This window comes from Romboutsia sp. 1001713B170207_170306_H8, from assembly GCF_015550495.1.
In the GTDB taxonomy this organism is placed as follows: domain Bacteria; phylum Bacillota; class Clostridia; order Peptostreptococcales; family Peptostreptococcaceae; genus Romboutsia_E.
In genome coordinates this window covers 113,677-132,598 of record NZ_JADNAX010000002.1, presented here as the reverse complement: position 1 = coordinate 132,598, position 18,922 = coordinate 113,677, and the positions used below count along the sequence as shown (strand labels likewise).

Here is an 18,922-nt window from a genome sequence, read left to right as displayed (position 1 = left end):
ATTAGGAAAAAATAGGAATAAGGCTGATTTAAATAAATAGAATGATAAGTAGTTATAATTAGAGAAATAATTTCTACTATTAATAGAGAGAATTTTAGTTAATATATAAGTTAAATAAGGAGGGATAAAGAATGGATTTAGACAAAATTTTTCTTAAATCATTTTTAAAAATATTTGAAAATGAATCTTTTACTGTTGAATTTTGGGATAAAGAAGAAATTAAATTAGGAGGAGAAGAATCTTTATTTAAGATTATTTTAAAGAAACCTATTAGTAAAAAGGATATACTCACAAGTACTTCATTAGTATTTGGAGAGGAATATATGAATGGAGATTTAGAGGTTGAAGGTGATTTTTTATTAATGCTTAATACAGTTTTAAAGTATAAGGAAAAATTTTTAACGAATTTTAAAGCATTACCAAATTTATTTTCACATAAAACATCTAAAAATAAGCAAAAAGAAGAGGTTTCATATCATTATGACTTAGGTAATGATTTTTATAGCCTATGGTTAGATAAAACTATGAGTTACTCATGTGGTTATTTTAAGGAAGATAAAAACTCATTATACGAAGCTCAAATGAATAAAATTAATCACTTATTAAAAAAATTAAACTTAAAAGAAGGATTAAGTTTATTAGATATAGGTTGTGGTTGGGGAGCATTACTTATAGAAGCAGCAAAAAAATATAAAATAAAGGGATTAGGTATAACATTAAGCGAGGAGCAGTATAAAAAATTTAAAAGTAGAATAGAAAGTGAAAATTTACAAGAGTATTTAGATGTTAAGTTAATGGACTATAGAGAGTTAGAAAAATCAGGTCTTATGTTTGATAGAGTTGTAAGTGTTGGTATGTTAGAACATGTTGGTAGAGAAAATTACGACTTGTTTATGAAAAATGTTTCTACCGTTTTAAATAAAAGTGGAATATTTGTACTTCATTATATAAGCGGTTTATGGGAATCTGGGGGAGATGCATGGATGAGAAAATATATATTTCCAGGTGGAGTGATTCCAAGCTTGAGAGAAATTATATATATATCTTCAAATTATAGATTTTACGTAGAAGATGTTGAAAGTTTAAGATTACATTATATGAAGACTTTATTAAAATGGGCTGAAAATTTTGAAAAAAATATAGATTTAATTAGAGAAAAGTTTGATGAAAGATTTATAAGAATGTGGAAAATGTATTTATATTCTTGCGCATCTTGCTTTTATAATGGTGTGATAGATCTTCATCAAATTGTATTTACAAATGGCGTTAATAATGAGCTACCTTTAACTAGGAATTATATTTATGAATAAAAACGGAAAAGCACCTATCAAAGATAGATGCTTTTATTTGGGCTAGCGTAATACTTATATATTTATATAAGTTCCCACTAATATTTAGTATAATATAAAAAAAATTTTATGTAAAGGAAAACATTTAAATTAAATTTAAAATAAACTTTAAGAACTCTTCATGATAACTTTACATTAAATTCATATAAGAGTTGTATTATATAGTTAAAGAAGAGCCAATAAAAAGTGGCCAAGTATAATACCCTAGTTTTATATAGATCTAATAGTAGTTCTCCCTCAAAATTTACTACGTTATTAGATTCAAAGGTTGTATAGTGTATAAATTACAATATACAGCCTTTTTTGCGTAGAAATTAAAATTAAAAGGTTAATGTAGTATTAAATGTGTTAATATTTAATAAGATAGAATATTAATAAATGATAATGAAAGGGGATATGATATGACGAAACCAGCAGTATATCATAGTCAAGGATATAATTGTGCAGAAGCACTAATTAAATCATATAACGAGGAACATAATACAGATATACCAGTATCTATAGGAAGTGGCATGGGAACAGGTATGGCAGTTGGAAGTTTGTGTGGAGCTATAAATGCAGCAGTAGTTGTAATTGGATATTTAAAAGGTAGAGACAGTGAATTAAGTCAAAATGAAGCTAGACAGTACTCTAAGGCATTAATGAGTAAAGTAAGAGAAAAATATAATTCTGAAATATGTTTAGATTTAAAAAGAAACAAAGTAGGATGTGGAGAAATAATAGATTTTACATATGATGCATTAAATGAAGTTTTAGGAAATTAATTATAAAAAAGATTATATTAAGGCAGAAATACCTTATTATAATCTTTTTTATTTATAACGCATTTTATTTTAATAATTCAATTATATGGAAATAATCATAGTATGAAGAAGATTAAGATTTGTATAATTATATTTTTTATTATATTTTTTGCTGGGTGTAGTGATGAAGATGAAGTTTTAATTAATAAAATAATTACTAGTATGACCTTAGATGAAAAGATAGGGCAGATGATTTTAGCAGGATTTGATGGGACTATTATAAATGAAGAACTTAATAATTTAGTAAATGAAAATAAGGTGGGAGGAATTATTTTATTTAAAAGAAATATAGAATCATCATCACAGATAAAAAAGTTAATTAATGATGTGAATGAATCAAATAAAGGAGTTCCATTATTTGTATCAATAGATGAAGAAGGAGGAAGAATAAGTAGAATTTCAGATGACATGGGAAATTTTAAAAGTGCATCAGAAATCGGAAAACAAAATAGTACTGAATATGCTTATAACAATGGCCTTGAAATAGGAAAAGTACTAATTAGTCATGGAATAAATATGGACCATGCACCAGTTTTAGATATTTATAGTAATTCAAAAAATACTGTAATAGGAGATAGGGCATTTGGAAACGATGAAGATATTGTATCAACTATGGGAGTTGCCACTATGAAAGGGATACAAGACAGCGGAGTTATTCCTACTGTTAAGCATTTTCCAGGGCATGGAGATACTGAAGTTGACTCACATTTTGGATTACCTATAGTAAGTAAAACATTAGATGAACTTGAAAGTTTTGAATTTATTCCATTTAAATATGCAATTAAAAATAATTGTGATGTAGTAATGGTATCACATATTGTTTTAGAGAATATAGATAGAGAAAATCCTGCTACAGTATCATCAAAAATTATAAATGGAATTCTAAGAGATAATCTAGGATTTAATAAAGTTGTAATTACAGACGATATGAATATGAGAGCTATTACTAATATAATGAGTGTAGAAGATGCAAGTATAAAAAGTATACAATCAGGAAGCGATGTTATTTTAATAGGAGGAGGTCAAGAAACCGTAACATCAGTAATAGAAAAAATTAAACAAGCAGTTGAAGAAAATGATATAACTGAAGAAAGAATAAATGAAAGTTTATATAGAATTTTATCATTAAAAATTAAGTATTCAATCATAAATTAAGTATTTTAAGATTTATTTAAGGTACTCATGCTACTATATTTTTATAAAAATAGTAGGAGGAAAGAATATGAATAAGAGATTTATATCATTTTTATCGATACTTTCTTTATGTGTAGTTATGAGTGGATGTTCGGCGAATACTAGTAATTCATCAACTACAAACACAGAAAGTAAAGAAAGTACACAAACAACAACTACTCAAGAAACAGAATCTATAGGAGATATAGATACATATATAAAACTATCAGATAATAATAGTACAATTGAAGGATTAGGTGTAACTGTTGAAAACAATACAATTACAATAACTGAATCGGGAACATATAGTATAAGTGGGAGTTTAAGTAATGGACAAGTAATAGTTAATACTAATAAAGAAGAAAAAACTTATATAGTTTTAGATGGTGTTGATATCAACTGTTCAAATAGTTCAGCAATATATATAACTAGCTCTGAAAAAACAGTAATTTCACTGGCTGATGGAACAACAAATGTAATAAAAGATGGTAGTAGTTATGTTTTTGAAGATGAAAGTAGTGATGAACCAAATGCAGCCATATTTAGTAAAGAAGACTTAACTTTTATAGGTAGTGGTTCTTTAGAAGTGGATGGAAATTATGATAGGGGAATAGTAAGTAAGGATGATCTAGTTATTCAAAATGGAAATATAAGTGTTGCATCAGTTGGAGATGGATTAAGAGGTAAGGACTCTGTAGTCATAACTGGTGGTAATGTAACTATTAATGCAGGTAAAGATGGAATAAAATCAAACAATAGTGAAGATACATCAAAAGGGTATGTTTCTATAGAAGGTGGAACATTAGATATCACTGCAGGGCAAGATGGAATACAAGGAGAAACTAACGTATTAATAAGTGATGGAAATATAAAGATTTCCTCTGGAGGAGGAAGCGAAAATAGTAGTTCAAGTAGTAATGAGTGGGGTAACTGGGGAATGCCACCTGATCAAAATCCACAGCAACAAACAATCACAAGCGATTCATCAACTGAAGAATCAACTAGTGCAAAAGCTATAAAAGCTACTAGTAATATAACTATAGATGGAGGAATTATAGAAATAGATTCTTCTGATGATTCGATACATTCAAATGATAGTTTAGTAATAAACAACGGAACAATTACTATGTCTTCAGGAGATGATGGTATACATTCAGATTCTACCTTAGAAATAAATGGAGGAACTATAGACATTACAAAATCATATGAAGGTATTGAAAGTCAAGTTATAACTATTAATGATGGAAATATTCATGTAGTAGCAAGTGATGATGGTGTAAATGCTGGGGGAGGGAATGATTCTTCATCGACAGGCGGGCGACCAGGTCAGAATAATTTCTCATCATCTTCAAGTTCTGAGATAAATATAAATGGAGGATATTTAGTTGTTGATGCAACTGGAGATGGATTAGATGCGAATGGATCAATAACTATGACTGATGGTGTAGCTATAGTAAATGGGCCAACTAATGGTGGAAATGGAGCACTAGATTATGATTCGACATTTAATATAAGTGGAGGTACTTTAATTGCATCAGGTAGCTTAGGTATGGTTCAAACAACAAGTACTTCATCTAGCCAAAACACTTTAAATATTAGTGTATCAGCACAGGAAGCTAATTCCATAATTCATATAGAAGATGAAAATGGTAATGAGATAGTAACATTTGCACCATCAAAAACATATCAGTCAGTAATAGTTTCATCACCCAAAATAAAATCAAAATCTACATATAAGGTATATGTAGGTGGAAGTTCAAGTGGAAGTGAAATTGATGGATTATACTCTGATGGAACTTATAAAAATGGTACAGAGATAGGTAGTTCTAGTGTATCAAGTTCGGTAACAAGTATTACTCAATCTGGAATTACATCAACAAGTAATATGGGGCAACCTGGGGGAATGCAAGGTGGAAGAAGACCTTAACATAGATAAATAATAAGTAAAAGAGAGCAGTATTAGTTTACTGCTCTTTTTTATTTATTTAATTAAACTTAGTAAAAATATATTGCATAGATAGTGTATTAGATATATAATACACCTAAAGAGTTGTACTTCTGATATAGTACAGTAATACGGAGGTGATAAAATGAATTTTATTCCAAATGATAGAGAACCGGTGTATATTCAAATTGTAAGATATATGAAACAACAAATAGTAAATGGATCTTTAAATCCAGGAGATGCTATACCTTCTAGAAGGGAAATGGCAGTGAGTATAAAGGTAAATCCAAATACAGTTCAAAAAGCATATAAGGAGATGGAGGACATGGGAATTATTAATACGGCTAGAAATTATCAAAGTACTATAACTACGGATATAAATGTTATAAATGATATAAAACAAAATTTAATTGATGAATCTTTAGAACTATTTATAGAAAGTATGAAGGCTATAAATGTAGATAAAGATGAGATTATAAAAATTATAAATGATAGATACTAGGGGGACTTTATGATAGAAGTAAAAAATGTTGTAAAGAGATATAAAAAAACAAAAGCTCTTAATAATATATCTTTTAATATACATGAAGGAAAAATCACTTGTATATTAGGTACAAATGGAGTAGGAAAATCTACAATATTAAAAGCAATTGCAGGACTTGTTAAGATAAATAGTGGAGAAATATTAATAGATGGAGAAAAAATAAATAATAAAATATATAACAAATTAGCATTTGTTCCAGATATAGATATTCATTTTCCACAATTAAATATAAAAGAAACATTTGAATTTATGAGTGTATTTTATAAAAATTGGAATAATGAGAAGGCCTATGAAATGCTTAAGAGCTTTAATCTAACAGATGACAAAGTTATATCCAAGTTGTCGAAAGGAAATAAGGCTAGAATAAAAATAATATTAGGTTTTGCTCAAGAAGCAAAATATATATTACTTGATGAGCCATTTTCAGGAATTGATATATTTAAAAGAGAAGAAATTATAGAAATGATGGTAAAGTATATGACTGATGAGCAAAGTATAGTAATAACTACTCATGAGATACCTGAGATAGAAATGATTGTAGATGATGTAATACTTATAAATAATGGCAAGTTAGTATGTAAGTTTAATGCTGAAGAATCTAGAGAAAAAGACGGTATGTCAATTGTAGATAAAATGAGGGAGGTATATAGGGGTGAATAAGATATTAACTTTATATGATATAGAATTTAAAAGAATATATAAATTATACCTTGGAGCACTTTTAGCATTTATTGCTTTTAATATAGGTGTTGTTTTTGTGATGTTAAGTGATGTAGTAATTGCAGTAGCTAACAAGCTTCAAACTAATAAAAGTATTCAACTTTTACAAAAAGCATCAGCTGCAAGGATGATAAGAGAAAGGTATATAGATAGGGCATTTACTTTTATATGCATGGCCTTAGTTGTAGCCATTGTTATATGTTTGATTTATGGATTTATAATTTGGTATAGAGACTTTATAGGAAAAAGTAAAACTGCATATACACTATTTATGTTACCAAATGATAAATTTGATATGTACATAGCAAAGTTAATGACGGTAGTACTTCTTATATATGGAGTGATTATTGCTCAAGCCTTATCTTGGATAGTATCTATATTAATAGTAACATCATTAACGACAGTTACTCTAAGCCAAATTGTAGAAGTTGTAAATCACAGGATGTTATTTGAGATGTTAGGGTTTATGCAATTTGATTTTATATCATTCATAATGATAAATATAATAGGTGTAATAATTACTGTAATGATTATATTTACAGGAGTAATAATTCAAAAATCATTTAAAAAAGTAGGTATATTACTTGGAGTGGTATATATATTTATCCTTGCGAGTACTAACTTTTTTGTAATGGCAGATAAATCATACAGCGGACAATTACTTATATATCAAAGTGTATGTTATATAATAACAGCTTTAATATCGGTAGGGATATCATATAGACTTTTAAATAAAAAGATATATCTTTAGGGGTGAACAGATATGAAAATAAAATTATCAAGAATAGCTATTGTAAGCACAGTAATAATAATGATAGGTTTAAGTATTTTTATAGGGAAAAATAATAAACAAGAAATTATAATAAAAGAAATAAATGGAGAGAAATCTGCTTTAGGAGATGTAAGCATAATTGCTCAAGATATGCAAAGTATATATAAAACATCTAAAAGTACTATAAATAAAGATGGAATTAGTGAAGAGAAATTTACTAAAACTACGTCAACTAGATATAGTAATGCTCAAGACTTAATAACTAATAAGGAATTATTAGATTATTCCCAAGGAGACAATGGAACATACCAATATGATAATTATGTAGGTGTTGTAAGTGTAAGTACATATTATACAGAAGAAAATGCTGATGATGAACAAAAAGAAATAGTGGCAACTGTTATGGAAGAAAATATAGAAACTAAAGAAGTTAAAAATTATTCTATAAATTTACATACTTATGTTAAAGATAATGAGAGTAATGGAATATCAACAACAACTGTTCCTATTGTATTTGAAGATGAGCTATATGTGGTAGTAGGCTTAGATATGATAAATTATAATAATACTAATAAATATGAAAATCAAACAGAAGAATCAAGACTTTATGTATATAAATTAAATTTAAAGGATAAAAGTGCAGAACATATATTAACTAAAAAACTTAGTGAGGATGGAGAGTCAAGCATCGGATATAATACTGCATTCTCAAAAGATAGTACAGCTTATTTCGTAAATAGATTATATAGTAAAAACAATAAAAATGAAACTGAAACAGAGTTCCAATTATTATCATTTGATTTAGAAACTAGAAAATTTGATACTTTAAGTTTAGGAAGAAATATAGATGGACAAGGTTTATGGAATATATTTAATTATTATTTAATCGATGATATAGCTTATCTTATATATGACTATGAACTTGGTAAAATATTTAATATATCTGAAATTGAAATTAATTTAAATACTAATAAAATAACTAATAAAGAAATAAAGTACTCATTAAAACTTGATGAAAATATAAATACTAATGATGTTGGGTATAGTTTAGATAATCTAAGATGTATAGATAATAAATTATTTATATCTCTTGAAATTCAAAATAATACATCTACAACTTGGAATAGTAGAGGTCATGTATCACAATACATATATGTAGTAGATAGAGATAGTAAAGAAACTTTATACGCAGCAAAAATAAATAATAGCAAGAATAATAATATAACTTTAAGTGTAGTAAAATAAAAAGAATACCTATATAATAGAATTTTAAAATCTATATATAGGTATTTTTATTTATAAATTATAAAAGTAATTATCTCTAAGCGCTTGTGCATTTTTACGATTAATTAAGAACTTTTTTAGTTCAGTTAGGCATAAAAATAAGATTGCCCTATCTTCAAATTCTATTCTATCTATAGGAAGAGGTTGATTTTTCATAGTAGCAATCAATCTATCTAACTCATCTAATAAATCAGCAACAGTTTCAGCATTAAAAGATGTATAGCCAATTTTATGTATAAAAGCAGATACAATATGGCCTTGAAGTGGAGTACTACTTAGTTGAGATACATATGAATATAAATTTTCTAATATATTTCTCTGACTTTTTATAATCTCCATATGGTCTAAGAGATATTTAGTATCACTTAATAAATTATTATTTATATTATTATAGGCTTCTGAAATACTATTACTTATTAAGTTATTTAATGTATTTAAATCTTTATTGTATTTATTTTCACTAGTAGGATTTACTATCAAGTCCGCAATATCTATAAGGATAGAACTAACTTCATTTTGTAATCTTTTTTGATTTTCATATATTTTTTCAATATTAGATGGTATATACATATTTATTAAAACACCGATTCCAGCACCAATTAAAAATAAACAAGATTCATTTACAATCCAATGTACAGACATAGTACCTTGAAGGAAATAGTGTGAAGAAATTACAACACACATAGCAATAACATCTGATATATTTAGTAAGAAACAAAAACTTATAATAATTAATATATATAATGCAAATGCATATAAATGATACCCGAAAATATTAAAGCACAAATACGAAAATATATTACATAAAATAAAACCGTATATTTTACCAAGGGTACCTTTAAGAGTTTCTTTTTTTGTATTTTTTACTGTAAGTAAGGTTATAACTCCTGCAACAGTAGAGTATTCTAGTTTTAAGAGCCAAGCAATAAAAATAGCAAGGGAACTTCCAAGTGACAGTTTTATTACCTTAAGTATATTAGCTTTATTCAAATATAAAACCTCCCTATGTATTATTTTACCAGAGACAATTTTAACATAGTTCAGTTAATTTTAAAACTTAATAGGAAGCTCCACAAAAAATACTGTATATTCATTAACCTTGCTTTTAGCATATATTTTACCTTTATGCTGTTCTACTATAGATTTTGCAATAGAAAGACCTAAGCCATATCCTCCAGTTGCACGAACCCTAGAGCTATCAATCCTGTAAAACCTTTCAAATATTTTATTTATATGTTCAGACTCTATACCTTCACCTGTATTTTTTATAGATAATTTAACTGTATTTTTTTCTAAGAATAATTTAACAGAAATAGTACCTTTATTTTTAGTATGTTTTATAGCATTATCCATAATTATACTAAATAATTTTTTCATACTTTCCATGTTACCATTTATAAAGATATCTTTTTCTATATACGTTTCTAAATTTATAGAATTTTCATAAATAATCGCATCAAATTGTAAAAGCATAGCTTCAACTATTCTACTTATATCAATATAAGATAGTAATAGAGTATTTTCTTTTGTGTCTAATTTAGCTAATGATAACATCTCATTTACTAGTTCAGATATTCTATCTGTTTGCAAATTTATATAATTAATCCATTTAGTTTGATTTTTTACAGTGTCATCAGGGTTACTGAGAACCAATGAGGTATTAGTTTTTATTATAGTTAAGGGTGTTTTTAATTCATGAGATGCATCTGCAATAAATTGTTTTTGTTTCTCAAAAACATCTTTTATTGGTTTTATACTTTTGTTAGTTAGATATATACTAATTAACAAAAGTATAACTAAACTTACGCCACCAACTGAAATAAAAATTTTTAATAATGATATCTTAAAATTTTCTTGATAAGAAACATCTAAAAATACTATTCTGATACCATTAACATAATTTCTTTTTAAGAAAATATATGGATTATTAGATATATTTATTTTAGATGACATATTTTCGCTGGTTATAACCTCATCAATATAGTCTTTTATAATATCTGTGTCTATATAAATATTAGGAGAAGTAGATATTTGTATAATATCTCCATTAGAATTTAAATCTACAGTTATATTACTTGAATTTATCTTAGGTCGATGATCCTTATTAGGATTATCAATCATAAGAGTATTTAAGGAAGCATTAATTTCCCTATTCATACTCTCATTAGTCATAAAGTAGAGTGTACCAAATATACTTATAAATACAACTGTTAATAAACTCATATTAATTAATATAAATTTTGAACGTAATTTGTCAAACATGATTATTCCTCCAATTTATATCCAACTCTTCTAATTGTAGCAATTTTTACATTAGAATTAATATAAGTTAACTTTTTTCTTATAAAGGAGATATAAACTTCTATATTATTATGATCTGCCTCGGAATCAAATCCCCAAAGTTTTGTTATTAAATCATCCTTATTTACAATACTTTTAGGTCGTTGCATAAAATAATTTAGAATTTCAAATTCTTTTAGAGTAAGAGTTATGGAATTTTCACCAGATTCTAGATCATAAGTAGATAAATTTAATCTTATATCACCAAATTCAAGTATATTATCATTAATAATCTCGCCACGTCTTCTTGTTAATGCTCTTAATCTTGCCAGCAATTCTTCTGTTGAAAATGGTTTTGATAAATAATCATCAGCACCTAAATCCAATCCAGTAACCTTATCATCAATACTATCTTTTGCAGTTAGTAGAATTATTGGGGTAGATATACCTTTTTTTCTAAGTATTTTAAGTATTTGAAGACCGTTTAACTTGGGAAGCATAATATCTAAAATAATAATATCGTATATATCAGTTAAACCATAATTTAAACCATCTTCACCATCGCATACAGCATCAACAGAATATTTATTTTTTATAAGTATTTGGCTTAAAGCTTCTGATAACTGAACTTCATCTTCAACTAACAATAATTTCATAAATTCACCTCTAAATATAGTTTGTAATTTTTATAATTAATAATCTCATATTACATTATTAGCCTTAAATGAATATTAAATTATTACAACATATAAAATAATAGCAAAAAACTGGTATATAATCTGTATAAATCTGATTATGTACCAGTTAAATTTTAGTTATAAACTTTTTCTTCAAAACCAGAAAGAGTAAGGGTTATATTTAAATTACCATTTCTACATCTCAGCTCATCAATAAATTTCTTTTGATTAGAATCAGGTTTCATATGTATTATATAACTTAATTCAAATAAAGAACCAAAGTCTCTAGTTTTTACTTTTTCTATATTCCAAGAGTTTGTGTATTTAGATAATATGTCTTCAAATACACCTTCATAGTTTAAATCTTCAGGAATTGTAATTTTAAGTTGCATAGTTTTTGTTTTTGGAATTGCGAATTTTATAGCATCTAATATAAGCATGACAGCACATAAAATTGTAGTGAATATTATTCCATACACAATATAACCCATACCACATGTTAAACCAACAGCTAATGTAAAGAAAACATAAGAAATATCTTTTGGATCACCAGGAGCACTTCTAAAACGAATTATTGAAAAAGCACCGGCTAAACTAAAAGCTCTAGCAACATTATTACCAACTAAGAGAATTATAATGGATATTATAACTGGTAGCATTATTAGAGTTATACTAAAACCAGAACTGTAGCCATTTTTTTTATTGGTTTTCATATATACAAGGCTAATAACCAGTCCAAGTAAAAGTGATGATACTATAACAAGTAGTGTATTTGTGAGAGTAAATGATTCACCAGTTGTTGATGAAATTATCGTTTCTAACATATTATTTCTTCTCCTTTTAAATTATTATTTTGATTATTTAAACAATGGGCCATAAATTCATTTCCATATTTTGAATAATGAGTATTGTATATCTTTAACTCAGAAAGAATCTTTGTAAACCAAACTGGAATAGCACCTAATATTTTTACTTCCATAAGATAGTTATTTTCACCTAGAATATCATAGCCATATAAACCGGATTCTAAATGTAAATCATTTCTTCTAGCAGTTATATGAGAATCAAACGTTAATCTAAAGTCAGGGTCATTTTTACAAAAAAATGCTTTACGGCTATAACCAATGTAAACAGTAGGAGTAACTTTATTCTTACTAAGATAATATTGTATCTCATTAATAACTTGATTGTTTAAGTAGTCAGTAGAAACTGGTCTATATCCAAATTTTAAAAATTTGTATGCTTCTTCTAATGTAAGAGAAATTCTCCGCTTATTAACTATGCCATTTATTTTTTTCTTTAATTCAAGAAAAACTTTGTCATTAATATTTTTAGGAATAGTGTAACTTCTAAGTCTGAGTTTTTCTTTATAAAATGGTTTAGAGATAGAGTGTCTTATGACATCACTATGCTTTGTATCATAATAAATGTTAAATATACTGTAGTTTTGTCCATCTTTGCAGTATTTATCAGGATTCATATATTCGAGTAATTTTGGAATTAACATATCATATTGATTTTTATCTAAAATAAATTTTTTTTCATATCGTTGAAAAGATTTTATCGACATTTATAACCAACCCCTTATTTAAGAACTATTTTATAGCTATATTGTAAAAATTTAACCTTAAATAAACCTTAAGTTAACATGGATTTAAAATGAATTAATTTTTTATAATATTAAGTAAAATAAAAAACTATCTAAAATAATATAAATATTATTTTAGATAGTTTTTGTTTTACTAATTTAGATAAAGTTTAGCTTCTAATTCATTAGAAATTGCTAGATTATATATATAAGCATTGCTAATTTCATTTATAAATTTAATTTCTAAATCAGAAGATAATTTTAAGTTATTTAACTTATTAGCATAATTCATAACATAAGATCTAATATCTTTTATTTTATCACAAGAGTAGTAGTTTAACCCTTCTGCAGGAACTTTATAATTAACACTTAATAAAGCAACAAAGGTTCTTCCTCCAAATAAATCAGCTATAAATCTTGTATAAGCATAAGCAATTACTAATTCAGGATTAGTTTTTTCTAAATCATTTATTTTATCTACAAAAGCTATAGTAGATGGAAGTAATTCTATTTCACTTACTTTATCTCCTAATAAGAAGTCTAAATCTTTTTTTATTAAATCATAACGATATAATTCTGGAGTAGCAAACTCTTTAACAGTTTCGTTATTTGTATTTCTTTCTAATGCTTGTTCTATAGAATTATACATAGCAGCTAAATTAAATAAATACTCAGCATAACTGTCTTTAGATGCATTACCATCAACTATTCTTTTTATAAATCCACTGTGTTCAGCTGCACTATGAAGTGTAGCACTATTTTTTCTTATTTTTGTCATTAAATCCATATGTATCACCTCGATAATAATTATATATAGAAAATGATAATTGTTATCATTTTCTATATATAAAATATACCCTACATACTATGAATTAAACATTAAAAATAAAATTTATTTTAAATTACACTTCTTAATTCACTAATTGAATTATTATTTATCATTTCTTTCATGATAGCTCGATCTTTAAAAAAACTATTGCATACTTCATAAGATATAGATGGATCTCCATAAATTTTCCAAACACGAGTAGTATATAGCTCATTTTTTCCATATCCCATAAATCCAAGAACATCTTTAAGTGGATATCCTAAAAATATACCTATTTCATTTGGAAAATTAGGTGAATGTAATTTGTTAATTAAAACATTAATATATGTTTCCATATCATAATCAGATGGATATCCTAGAAACTTTAAAAAATTAATACACTTTTTATTTGTGAATACACGAGACATTGATTTTTTATTAATAAATAGAACTCTAATACCACCATCATAAGTATTTATAATTTTGTAATTTATTTTACTACATTTATCAAAAAATGATTCTATTTCATTAAGTTTATTTTTTTTCAGATTCATTTCACCTGATATATTTAATATCTCAGCTGGTTTTGAACCAAGTATAACAGGTCCTAGAATTTCTAATATTTTTTTTATATAAGGTGAATTTAATTTATTTTCACAACAGTTTTTATTGCAATTTATACTCATAATTACCTCCTAATTGATAATAGTTATCATATATATAAATATTACCATAATCTATAGTTATTATCCATGGAAAAATATGCTTAAATAATGATTGACTATAATTAAAAGTAAAAATACAATGAATATTAAACAACTAAAAAGGTGGTTAGGGAATATGAACTTTATAGCAGATGAATTTAAAGATATACAAATAGGTGCATTAAATTCAGCAGGAGATGATGTAAATCTATTAGATGATATAATAGATGTAAGTTTAGGTGACCATGATATATGCACAGATAAAAGAATTATTGATTCTATTTATAAAAATGAATATATAAGTCATACAATGTATACTCATCCATTAGGAGATGAGAGATTCAGAGCTGAGATATCAAGTTATTGTAATAGATATAATATAGATATTGATATAAATGAAATAATGGTTACTATAGGAGCTGGTCATGGACTTTATTTAGCTTTAAAATCAATAATAAATAAAGATGATGAAGTAATAATAATAGCTCCATATTATCCTACATATATAGATCAAGTTAAATTAAACTTAGGGAAAGTTGTAGTTGTAGAGACATGTATAGAGGATGGATATATCCCGAGTATTGAAGACATAAAAAAGTGTATAACGAGCAAAACTAAGGCGATAATTATAAATTCACCAACAAATCCAAGTGGAAGTGTATATTCAAAGGAGTTGTTAAAAGAAATATATAATTTAAGTAGAGAGAATAATTGTATAATTTTATCAGATGAGGTATATACAGTGTTTACATATGGTAAAAATAAGTTTACATCAATGTTAGAGATTGATAAAAAGCTTACAAATACAGTAGTAATAAAAACTATGTCAAAAGATTATGCAATGACAGGTTGGAGAATTGGATATATAATATCAAATTCGAAAATTATAGATGTATGTAGATTTGTAAATGATTCAATAACATACTCAGCACCAAATATATGTCAAAGTGCATCTATAGCAGCTTTAAAACTTAGTGATGATATAGGTGAAAATTTAAAACATATATATTGGAAAAGAGTAGAGTACGGGTATGAAAGAACTAAAACTATAAAAAATCTAAATATTAGTAAACCCCAAGGTGGAATTTACTTATTTATAGACTTATCTCAAACTAAGTTTGATGGAAATGAATTTAGAGACCTTTTATTAAAGGAAAGAATTTTAGTGTTACCAGGAGAAATTTTTGGAGATAAATATAAAAATTATATTAGAATCACTTGTAATAAAGATATAAAAATTTTAAGAAAAGTTTTTGATAAAATTGAAGAGCTGTGTAATAACTATATATAGGATTAGTATGTGTATTTCTTATAAAAAAAACATAAAAAAACATATAAATAAATTTATAAAAGAATGGTTTTGTTGTCGAAAAATGTGTCAATAAGGCCATTTTTTAATGCTTAAAAAATAAAAAATAAAAATGAAAAAATAACTTGCTTACATACTATATATAGTATAGAATAGTTAAGTACTTACTATATATAGTACGACAAGTAAGGGTATATAGTCATTAAAGTCAATACTTGAAATTAAAAAAATGTATATTTTATGAAAAATAAGAAGTACAAGGATTACATAATTGGTTAAAAGGAGAATGCTATGATCAAAGAGTTAATGATAATAAAAAGAGATGGAAATAGCGTTGGATTTGATAAATTCAAAATAAAAAATGCAATATTAAAAGCAATGAAGTATGGTAGCGGAATTTATAAAGAAGAAATAGCTAATAAAATAGCAACAGATATAGAAACCTATTGCTATGAAAATTCTATATCACCAACAGTACATCAAGTTGAAGATATGGTTTATAAGATGTTAATAGATAATAAACAAGAATTAACTGCTAAAGCTTATGAAGGATATAGAGCTGTACAATCTTTTAAAAGAGAAAAAAATACAACTGATGGAAGTATATTAGGATTATTAGACAGAAGCAATGAAGAGGTAATGAATGAAAATTCTAATAAAAATGGAATGTTAGCTTCAACTCAAAGAGATTTAGTTGCTGGAGAGGTGTCTAAAGATATAGCTAGAAGGAAGTTAATTCCATCACACATAGTTCAAGCACATGATGAAGGTGTACTTCACTTCCATGACATGGACTATACGATACAACCTATTCATAACTGTATGCTTATAAATCTAGAAGATATGTTAACTAATGGAACAGTTATAAATAATAAGTTAGTTGAATCACCAAAGTCATTTGCAACAGCTTGTACTATTATAACTCAAATCATAGCTCAAATAGCTAGTGGTCAATATGGAGGAAATTCTATAACTATAAAACATATAGCACCATTCTTAAGAGTCTCATACGATAAATATTTTAATAGATATAAAGTAAAGTATTCTGAAGAGATGGCTAAAGAATTGGCAGAAGAAAGAATGATGGAAGAGTTGAGATCTGGGATACAAACAATACGTTACCAACTTTCAACACTTCATACAAGTAACGGTCAGTCTCCATTCTCAACTATTTATTTAGAAATAGAAGAAGGTCATAAATATGAAAGAGAAATGGCATTAATTTGTGAAGAAATGATACTTCAAAGATTAGAAGGGATGAAAAACTATAAAGGAAATGAAATCGGAGAAGAGTTCCCTAAATTAGTTTATTTACTTGATGAGCATAACTGCTTAGAAGGTGGAAAATATGATTATATTACAAAGCTAGCAGCAAAGTGTAATACGAAGAGATTAGTTCCAGATTATCAAAGTGCTAAAATAATGAGAAAAAATTATGATGGAGAAACATTCCCACCAATGGGCTGCAGATCGCACTTAAGTAACTGGAAAGATGAAAATGGAAATTATAAATGGTATGGAAGATTCAATCAAGGTGTTATAAGTTTAAATTTAGTTCAAGTTGCATTAACAGCTAATAAGAATATGGACAAGTTCTGGAAAGTATTAGACGAAAGGCTAGAGCTTTGTAGAGAAGCATTAATGGTTAGACATAATTTCTTATTAGGAACAACTTCAGACATATCTCCAATACACTGGCAACATGGTGGAATTGCTAGACTTAAAAAAGGAGAAAAAATAGACAAGCTTCTAAAGGATGGATATTCAACGCTTTCTTTAGGATACGTAGGTATATATGAAATGACTCAGGCAATGCTTGGTGTTAGTCATACGACTAAAGAAGGAGAGGAATTTGCTTTAAAAGTAATGCATTATTTAAATGATACTTGTAGTAAATGGAAGAAAGAAACAGGACTTGGATTTGGATTATACGGAACTCCAGGAGAAAGTTTAACATCAAGATTCTGTAGAATAGATAAGCAAAAATTCGGAGAAATAAAAAATGTAACTGATAGAATGTATTACACAAACTCATATCATGTACATGTGACTGAAGAAATAGACGCATTTTCTAAGTTAAAGTTTGAAAGTCAATTCCATGATATAAGTTTAGGTGGATGTATAAGTTATGTAGAAGTACCGGATATGAGTAAAAACTTACCTGCTGTAGAGCAAATAATAAATTATATATACCATAATATACAATATGCTGAAATAAACACTAAACCAGATGTATGTTTTAAGTGTGATTATACAGGTGAGATAAAGTTAGATGATGACTTAGAATGGTATTGTCCAAACTGTGGAAATAGAGATAAAAATGAAATGCAAGTTATGAGAAGAACTTGTGGTTATATAGGCTCAAATATGTGGGGCAAAGGACGTACTCAAGAAATAGGAGAAAGAGTATTACATCTATAAGATTTGGAGTGATAAGGTTGAGATTTTCTAAGATAAAAGATAATGATATAGCAAATGGATTAGGAGTAACAATGTCTTTTTGGACACAAGGATGCCCCCATCATTGCAAAGGTTGCTTTAATAAAGAAACTTGGGACTTCAATGGTGGCAAAGAGTTTACACAAAAAGACCTAAAGTATATTATTGATAATATAGATAAAAATAATATAAAGAGAAATCTATCTATTTTAGGAGGAGAGCCACTATGCTCTCAAAATATTAAAGGTGTTATAAGTTTATGTAAAGAGTTTAAAAAAGTATATCCAGAGAAAATGATATATTTATGGACTGGATATACAATTGAGAACTTGAATGAAGTTCAGAAAGAAGTATTAAATTATATAGATGTATTAGTAGATGGAAAATTTGAAGAAGAACAAAAAAACTTATCTATTATGTTAAGAGGATCTTCTAATCAAAGAGTTATAGATGTTAAACAATCTTTATTATCGAAAAATATAGCCTTACATGAGGTATGCTAAAATAAATAGGACAGAATTAAGGAG

Annotated in this window: 18 protein-coding genes; 11 read left to right on the top strand and 7 right to left on the bottom strand. The window is 26.5% G+C overall.

The window, feature by feature from the left end; translation table 11 throughout:
* Window positions 1-131: 131 nt before the first annotated feature.
* The 8 genes from I2A66_RS05305 to I2A66_RS05270 all read left to right on the top strand — a co-directional run bounded on the left by I2A66_RS05305 (window position 132) and on the right by I2A66_RS05270 (window position 8,551).
* The gene (locus tag I2A66_RS05305) at window positions 132-1,310 is read left to right on the top strand and encodes an SAM-dependent methyltransferase (RefSeq protein ID WP_195251154.1); all 1,179 of its coding nucleotides are present in this window, start codon (window positions 132-134) and stop codon (window positions 1,308-1,310) included.
* Window positions 1,311-1,750: 440 nt separating this feature from the next.
* Window positions 1,751-2,113, top strand: a complete 363-nt coding sequence (locus tag I2A66_RS05300) for a C-GCAxxG-C-C family (seleno)protein (RefSeq protein ID WP_122640104.1) — start codon at window positions 1,751-1,753, stop codon at window positions 2,111-2,113.
* Window positions 2,114-2,215: 102 nt separating this feature from the next.
* Window positions 2,216-3,307, top strand: coding sequence for a beta-N-acetylhexosaminidase (gene nagZ, locus I2A66_RS05295; RefSeq protein WP_147516277.1), 1,092 nt, complete (start codon window positions 2,216-2,218; stop codon window positions 3,305-3,307).
* 67 nt (window positions 3,308-3,374) lie between these two features.
* Entirely contained in the window at window positions 3,375-5,252 is a 1,878-nt protein-coding gene (locus I2A66_RS05290) for a carbohydrate-binding domain-containing protein (protein WP_195251152.1), read from the top strand.
* A 163-nt stretch (window positions 5,253-5,415) separates the two neighbouring features.
* A complete protein-coding gene (locus I2A66_RS05285; RefSeq protein ID WP_122640102.1) occupies window positions 5,416-5,772 on the top strand; it encodes a GntR family transcriptional regulator in 357 nt (118 codons plus the stop codon).
* Window positions 5,773-5,781: 9 nt separating this feature from the next.
* Entirely contained in the window at window positions 5,782-6,474 is a 693-nt protein-coding gene (locus I2A66_RS05280) for an ABC transporter ATP-binding protein (protein WP_147516279.1), read from the top strand.
* Entirely contained in the window at window positions 6,467-7,285 is an 819-nt protein-coding gene (locus I2A66_RS05275; RefSeq protein WP_147516280.1) for a hypothetical protein, read from the top strand. The genes I2A66_RS05280 and I2A66_RS05275 overlap by 8 nt, the downstream gene beginning before the upstream one ends.
* 12 nt (window positions 7,286-7,297) lie before the next feature.
* On the top strand, window positions 7,298-8,551 hold the full coding sequence (locus I2A66_RS05270) for a hypothetical protein (RefSeq protein ID WP_147516281.1): 1,254 nt from the start codon (window positions 7,298-7,300) through the stop codon (window positions 8,549-8,551).
* A gap of 51 nt (window positions 8,552-8,602) precedes the next feature.
* On the opposite strand, the gene I2A66_RS05265 is transcribed toward I2A66_RS05270, so the two are convergent.
* The 7 genes from I2A66_RS05265 to I2A66_RS05235 form a co-directional block, all read right to left on the bottom strand.
* Window positions 8,603-9,580, bottom strand: coding sequence for an aromatic acid exporter family protein (locus tag I2A66_RS05265; protein ID WP_122640098.1), 978 nt, complete (start codon window positions 9,578-9,580; stop codon window positions 8,603-8,605).
* 60 nt (window positions 9,581-9,640) lie between these two features.
* Window positions 9,641-10,852 (bottom strand): sensor histidine kinase, encoded by a 1,212-nt coding sequence (locus I2A66_RS05260; protein WP_147516283.1) that lies wholly within the window; start codon window positions 10,850-10,852, stop codon window positions 9,641-9,643.
* A 2-nt stretch (window positions 10,853-10,854) separates the two neighbouring features.
* Complete coding sequence (locus I2A66_RS05255) at window positions 10,855-11,526, bottom strand: response regulator transcription factor (protein ID WP_195251150.1); 672 nt, start codon at window positions 11,524-11,526, stop codon at window positions 10,855-10,857.
* 155 nt (window positions 11,527-11,681) lie between these two features.
* Entirely contained in the window at window positions 11,682-12,371 is a 690-nt protein-coding gene (locus I2A66_RS05250; protein WP_147516285.1) for a DUF4956 domain-containing protein, read from the bottom strand.
* Complete coding sequence (locus I2A66_RS05245) at window positions 12,365-13,117, bottom strand: polyphosphate polymerase domain-containing protein (protein ID WP_147516286.1); 753 nt, start codon at window positions 13,115-13,117, stop codon at window positions 12,365-12,367. The genes I2A66_RS05250 and I2A66_RS05245 overlap by 7 nt, the downstream gene beginning before the upstream one ends.
* A 172-nt stretch (window positions 13,118-13,289) precedes the next feature.
* The gene (locus I2A66_RS05240; RefSeq protein WP_122640093.1) at window positions 13,290-13,922 is read right to left on the bottom strand and encodes a biliverdin-producing heme oxygenase; all 633 of its coding nucleotides are present in this window, start codon (window positions 13,920-13,922) and stop codon (window positions 13,290-13,292) included.
* Between the two features lie 110 nt (window positions 13,923-14,032).
* Entirely contained in the window at window positions 14,033-14,629 is a 597-nt protein-coding gene (locus tag I2A66_RS05235; RefSeq protein WP_195251149.1) for a DUF3793 family protein, read from the bottom strand.
* Window positions 14,630-14,783: 154 nt separating this feature from the next.
* Here I2A66_RS05235 and I2A66_RS05230 point away from each other — a divergent pair, with 154 nt between their 5' ends.
* From I2A66_RS05230 to nrdG, 3 genes are all read left to right on the top strand, one after another.
* On the top strand, window positions 14,784-15,938 hold the full coding sequence (locus I2A66_RS05230) for an aminotransferase class I/II-fold pyridoxal phosphate-dependent enzyme (protein WP_195251148.1): 1,155 nt from the start codon (window positions 14,784-14,786) through the stop codon (window positions 15,936-15,938).
* Window positions 15,939-16,247: 309 nt separating this feature from the next.
* The gene (nrdD, locus tag I2A66_RS05225; protein WP_122640090.1) at window positions 16,248-18,377 is read left to right on the top strand and encodes an anaerobic ribonucleoside-triphosphate reductase; all 2,130 of its coding nucleotides are present in this window, start codon (window positions 16,248-16,250) and stop codon (window positions 18,375-18,377) included.
* Between the two features lie 17 nt (window positions 18,378-18,394).
* Window positions 18,395-18,898 (top strand): anaerobic ribonucleoside-triphosphate reductase activating protein, encoded by a 504-nt coding sequence (gene nrdG / locus I2A66_RS05220; RefSeq protein WP_122640089.1) that lies wholly within the window; start codon window positions 18,395-18,397, stop codon window positions 18,896-18,898.
* Window positions 18,899-18,922: the final 24 nt, after the last annotated feature.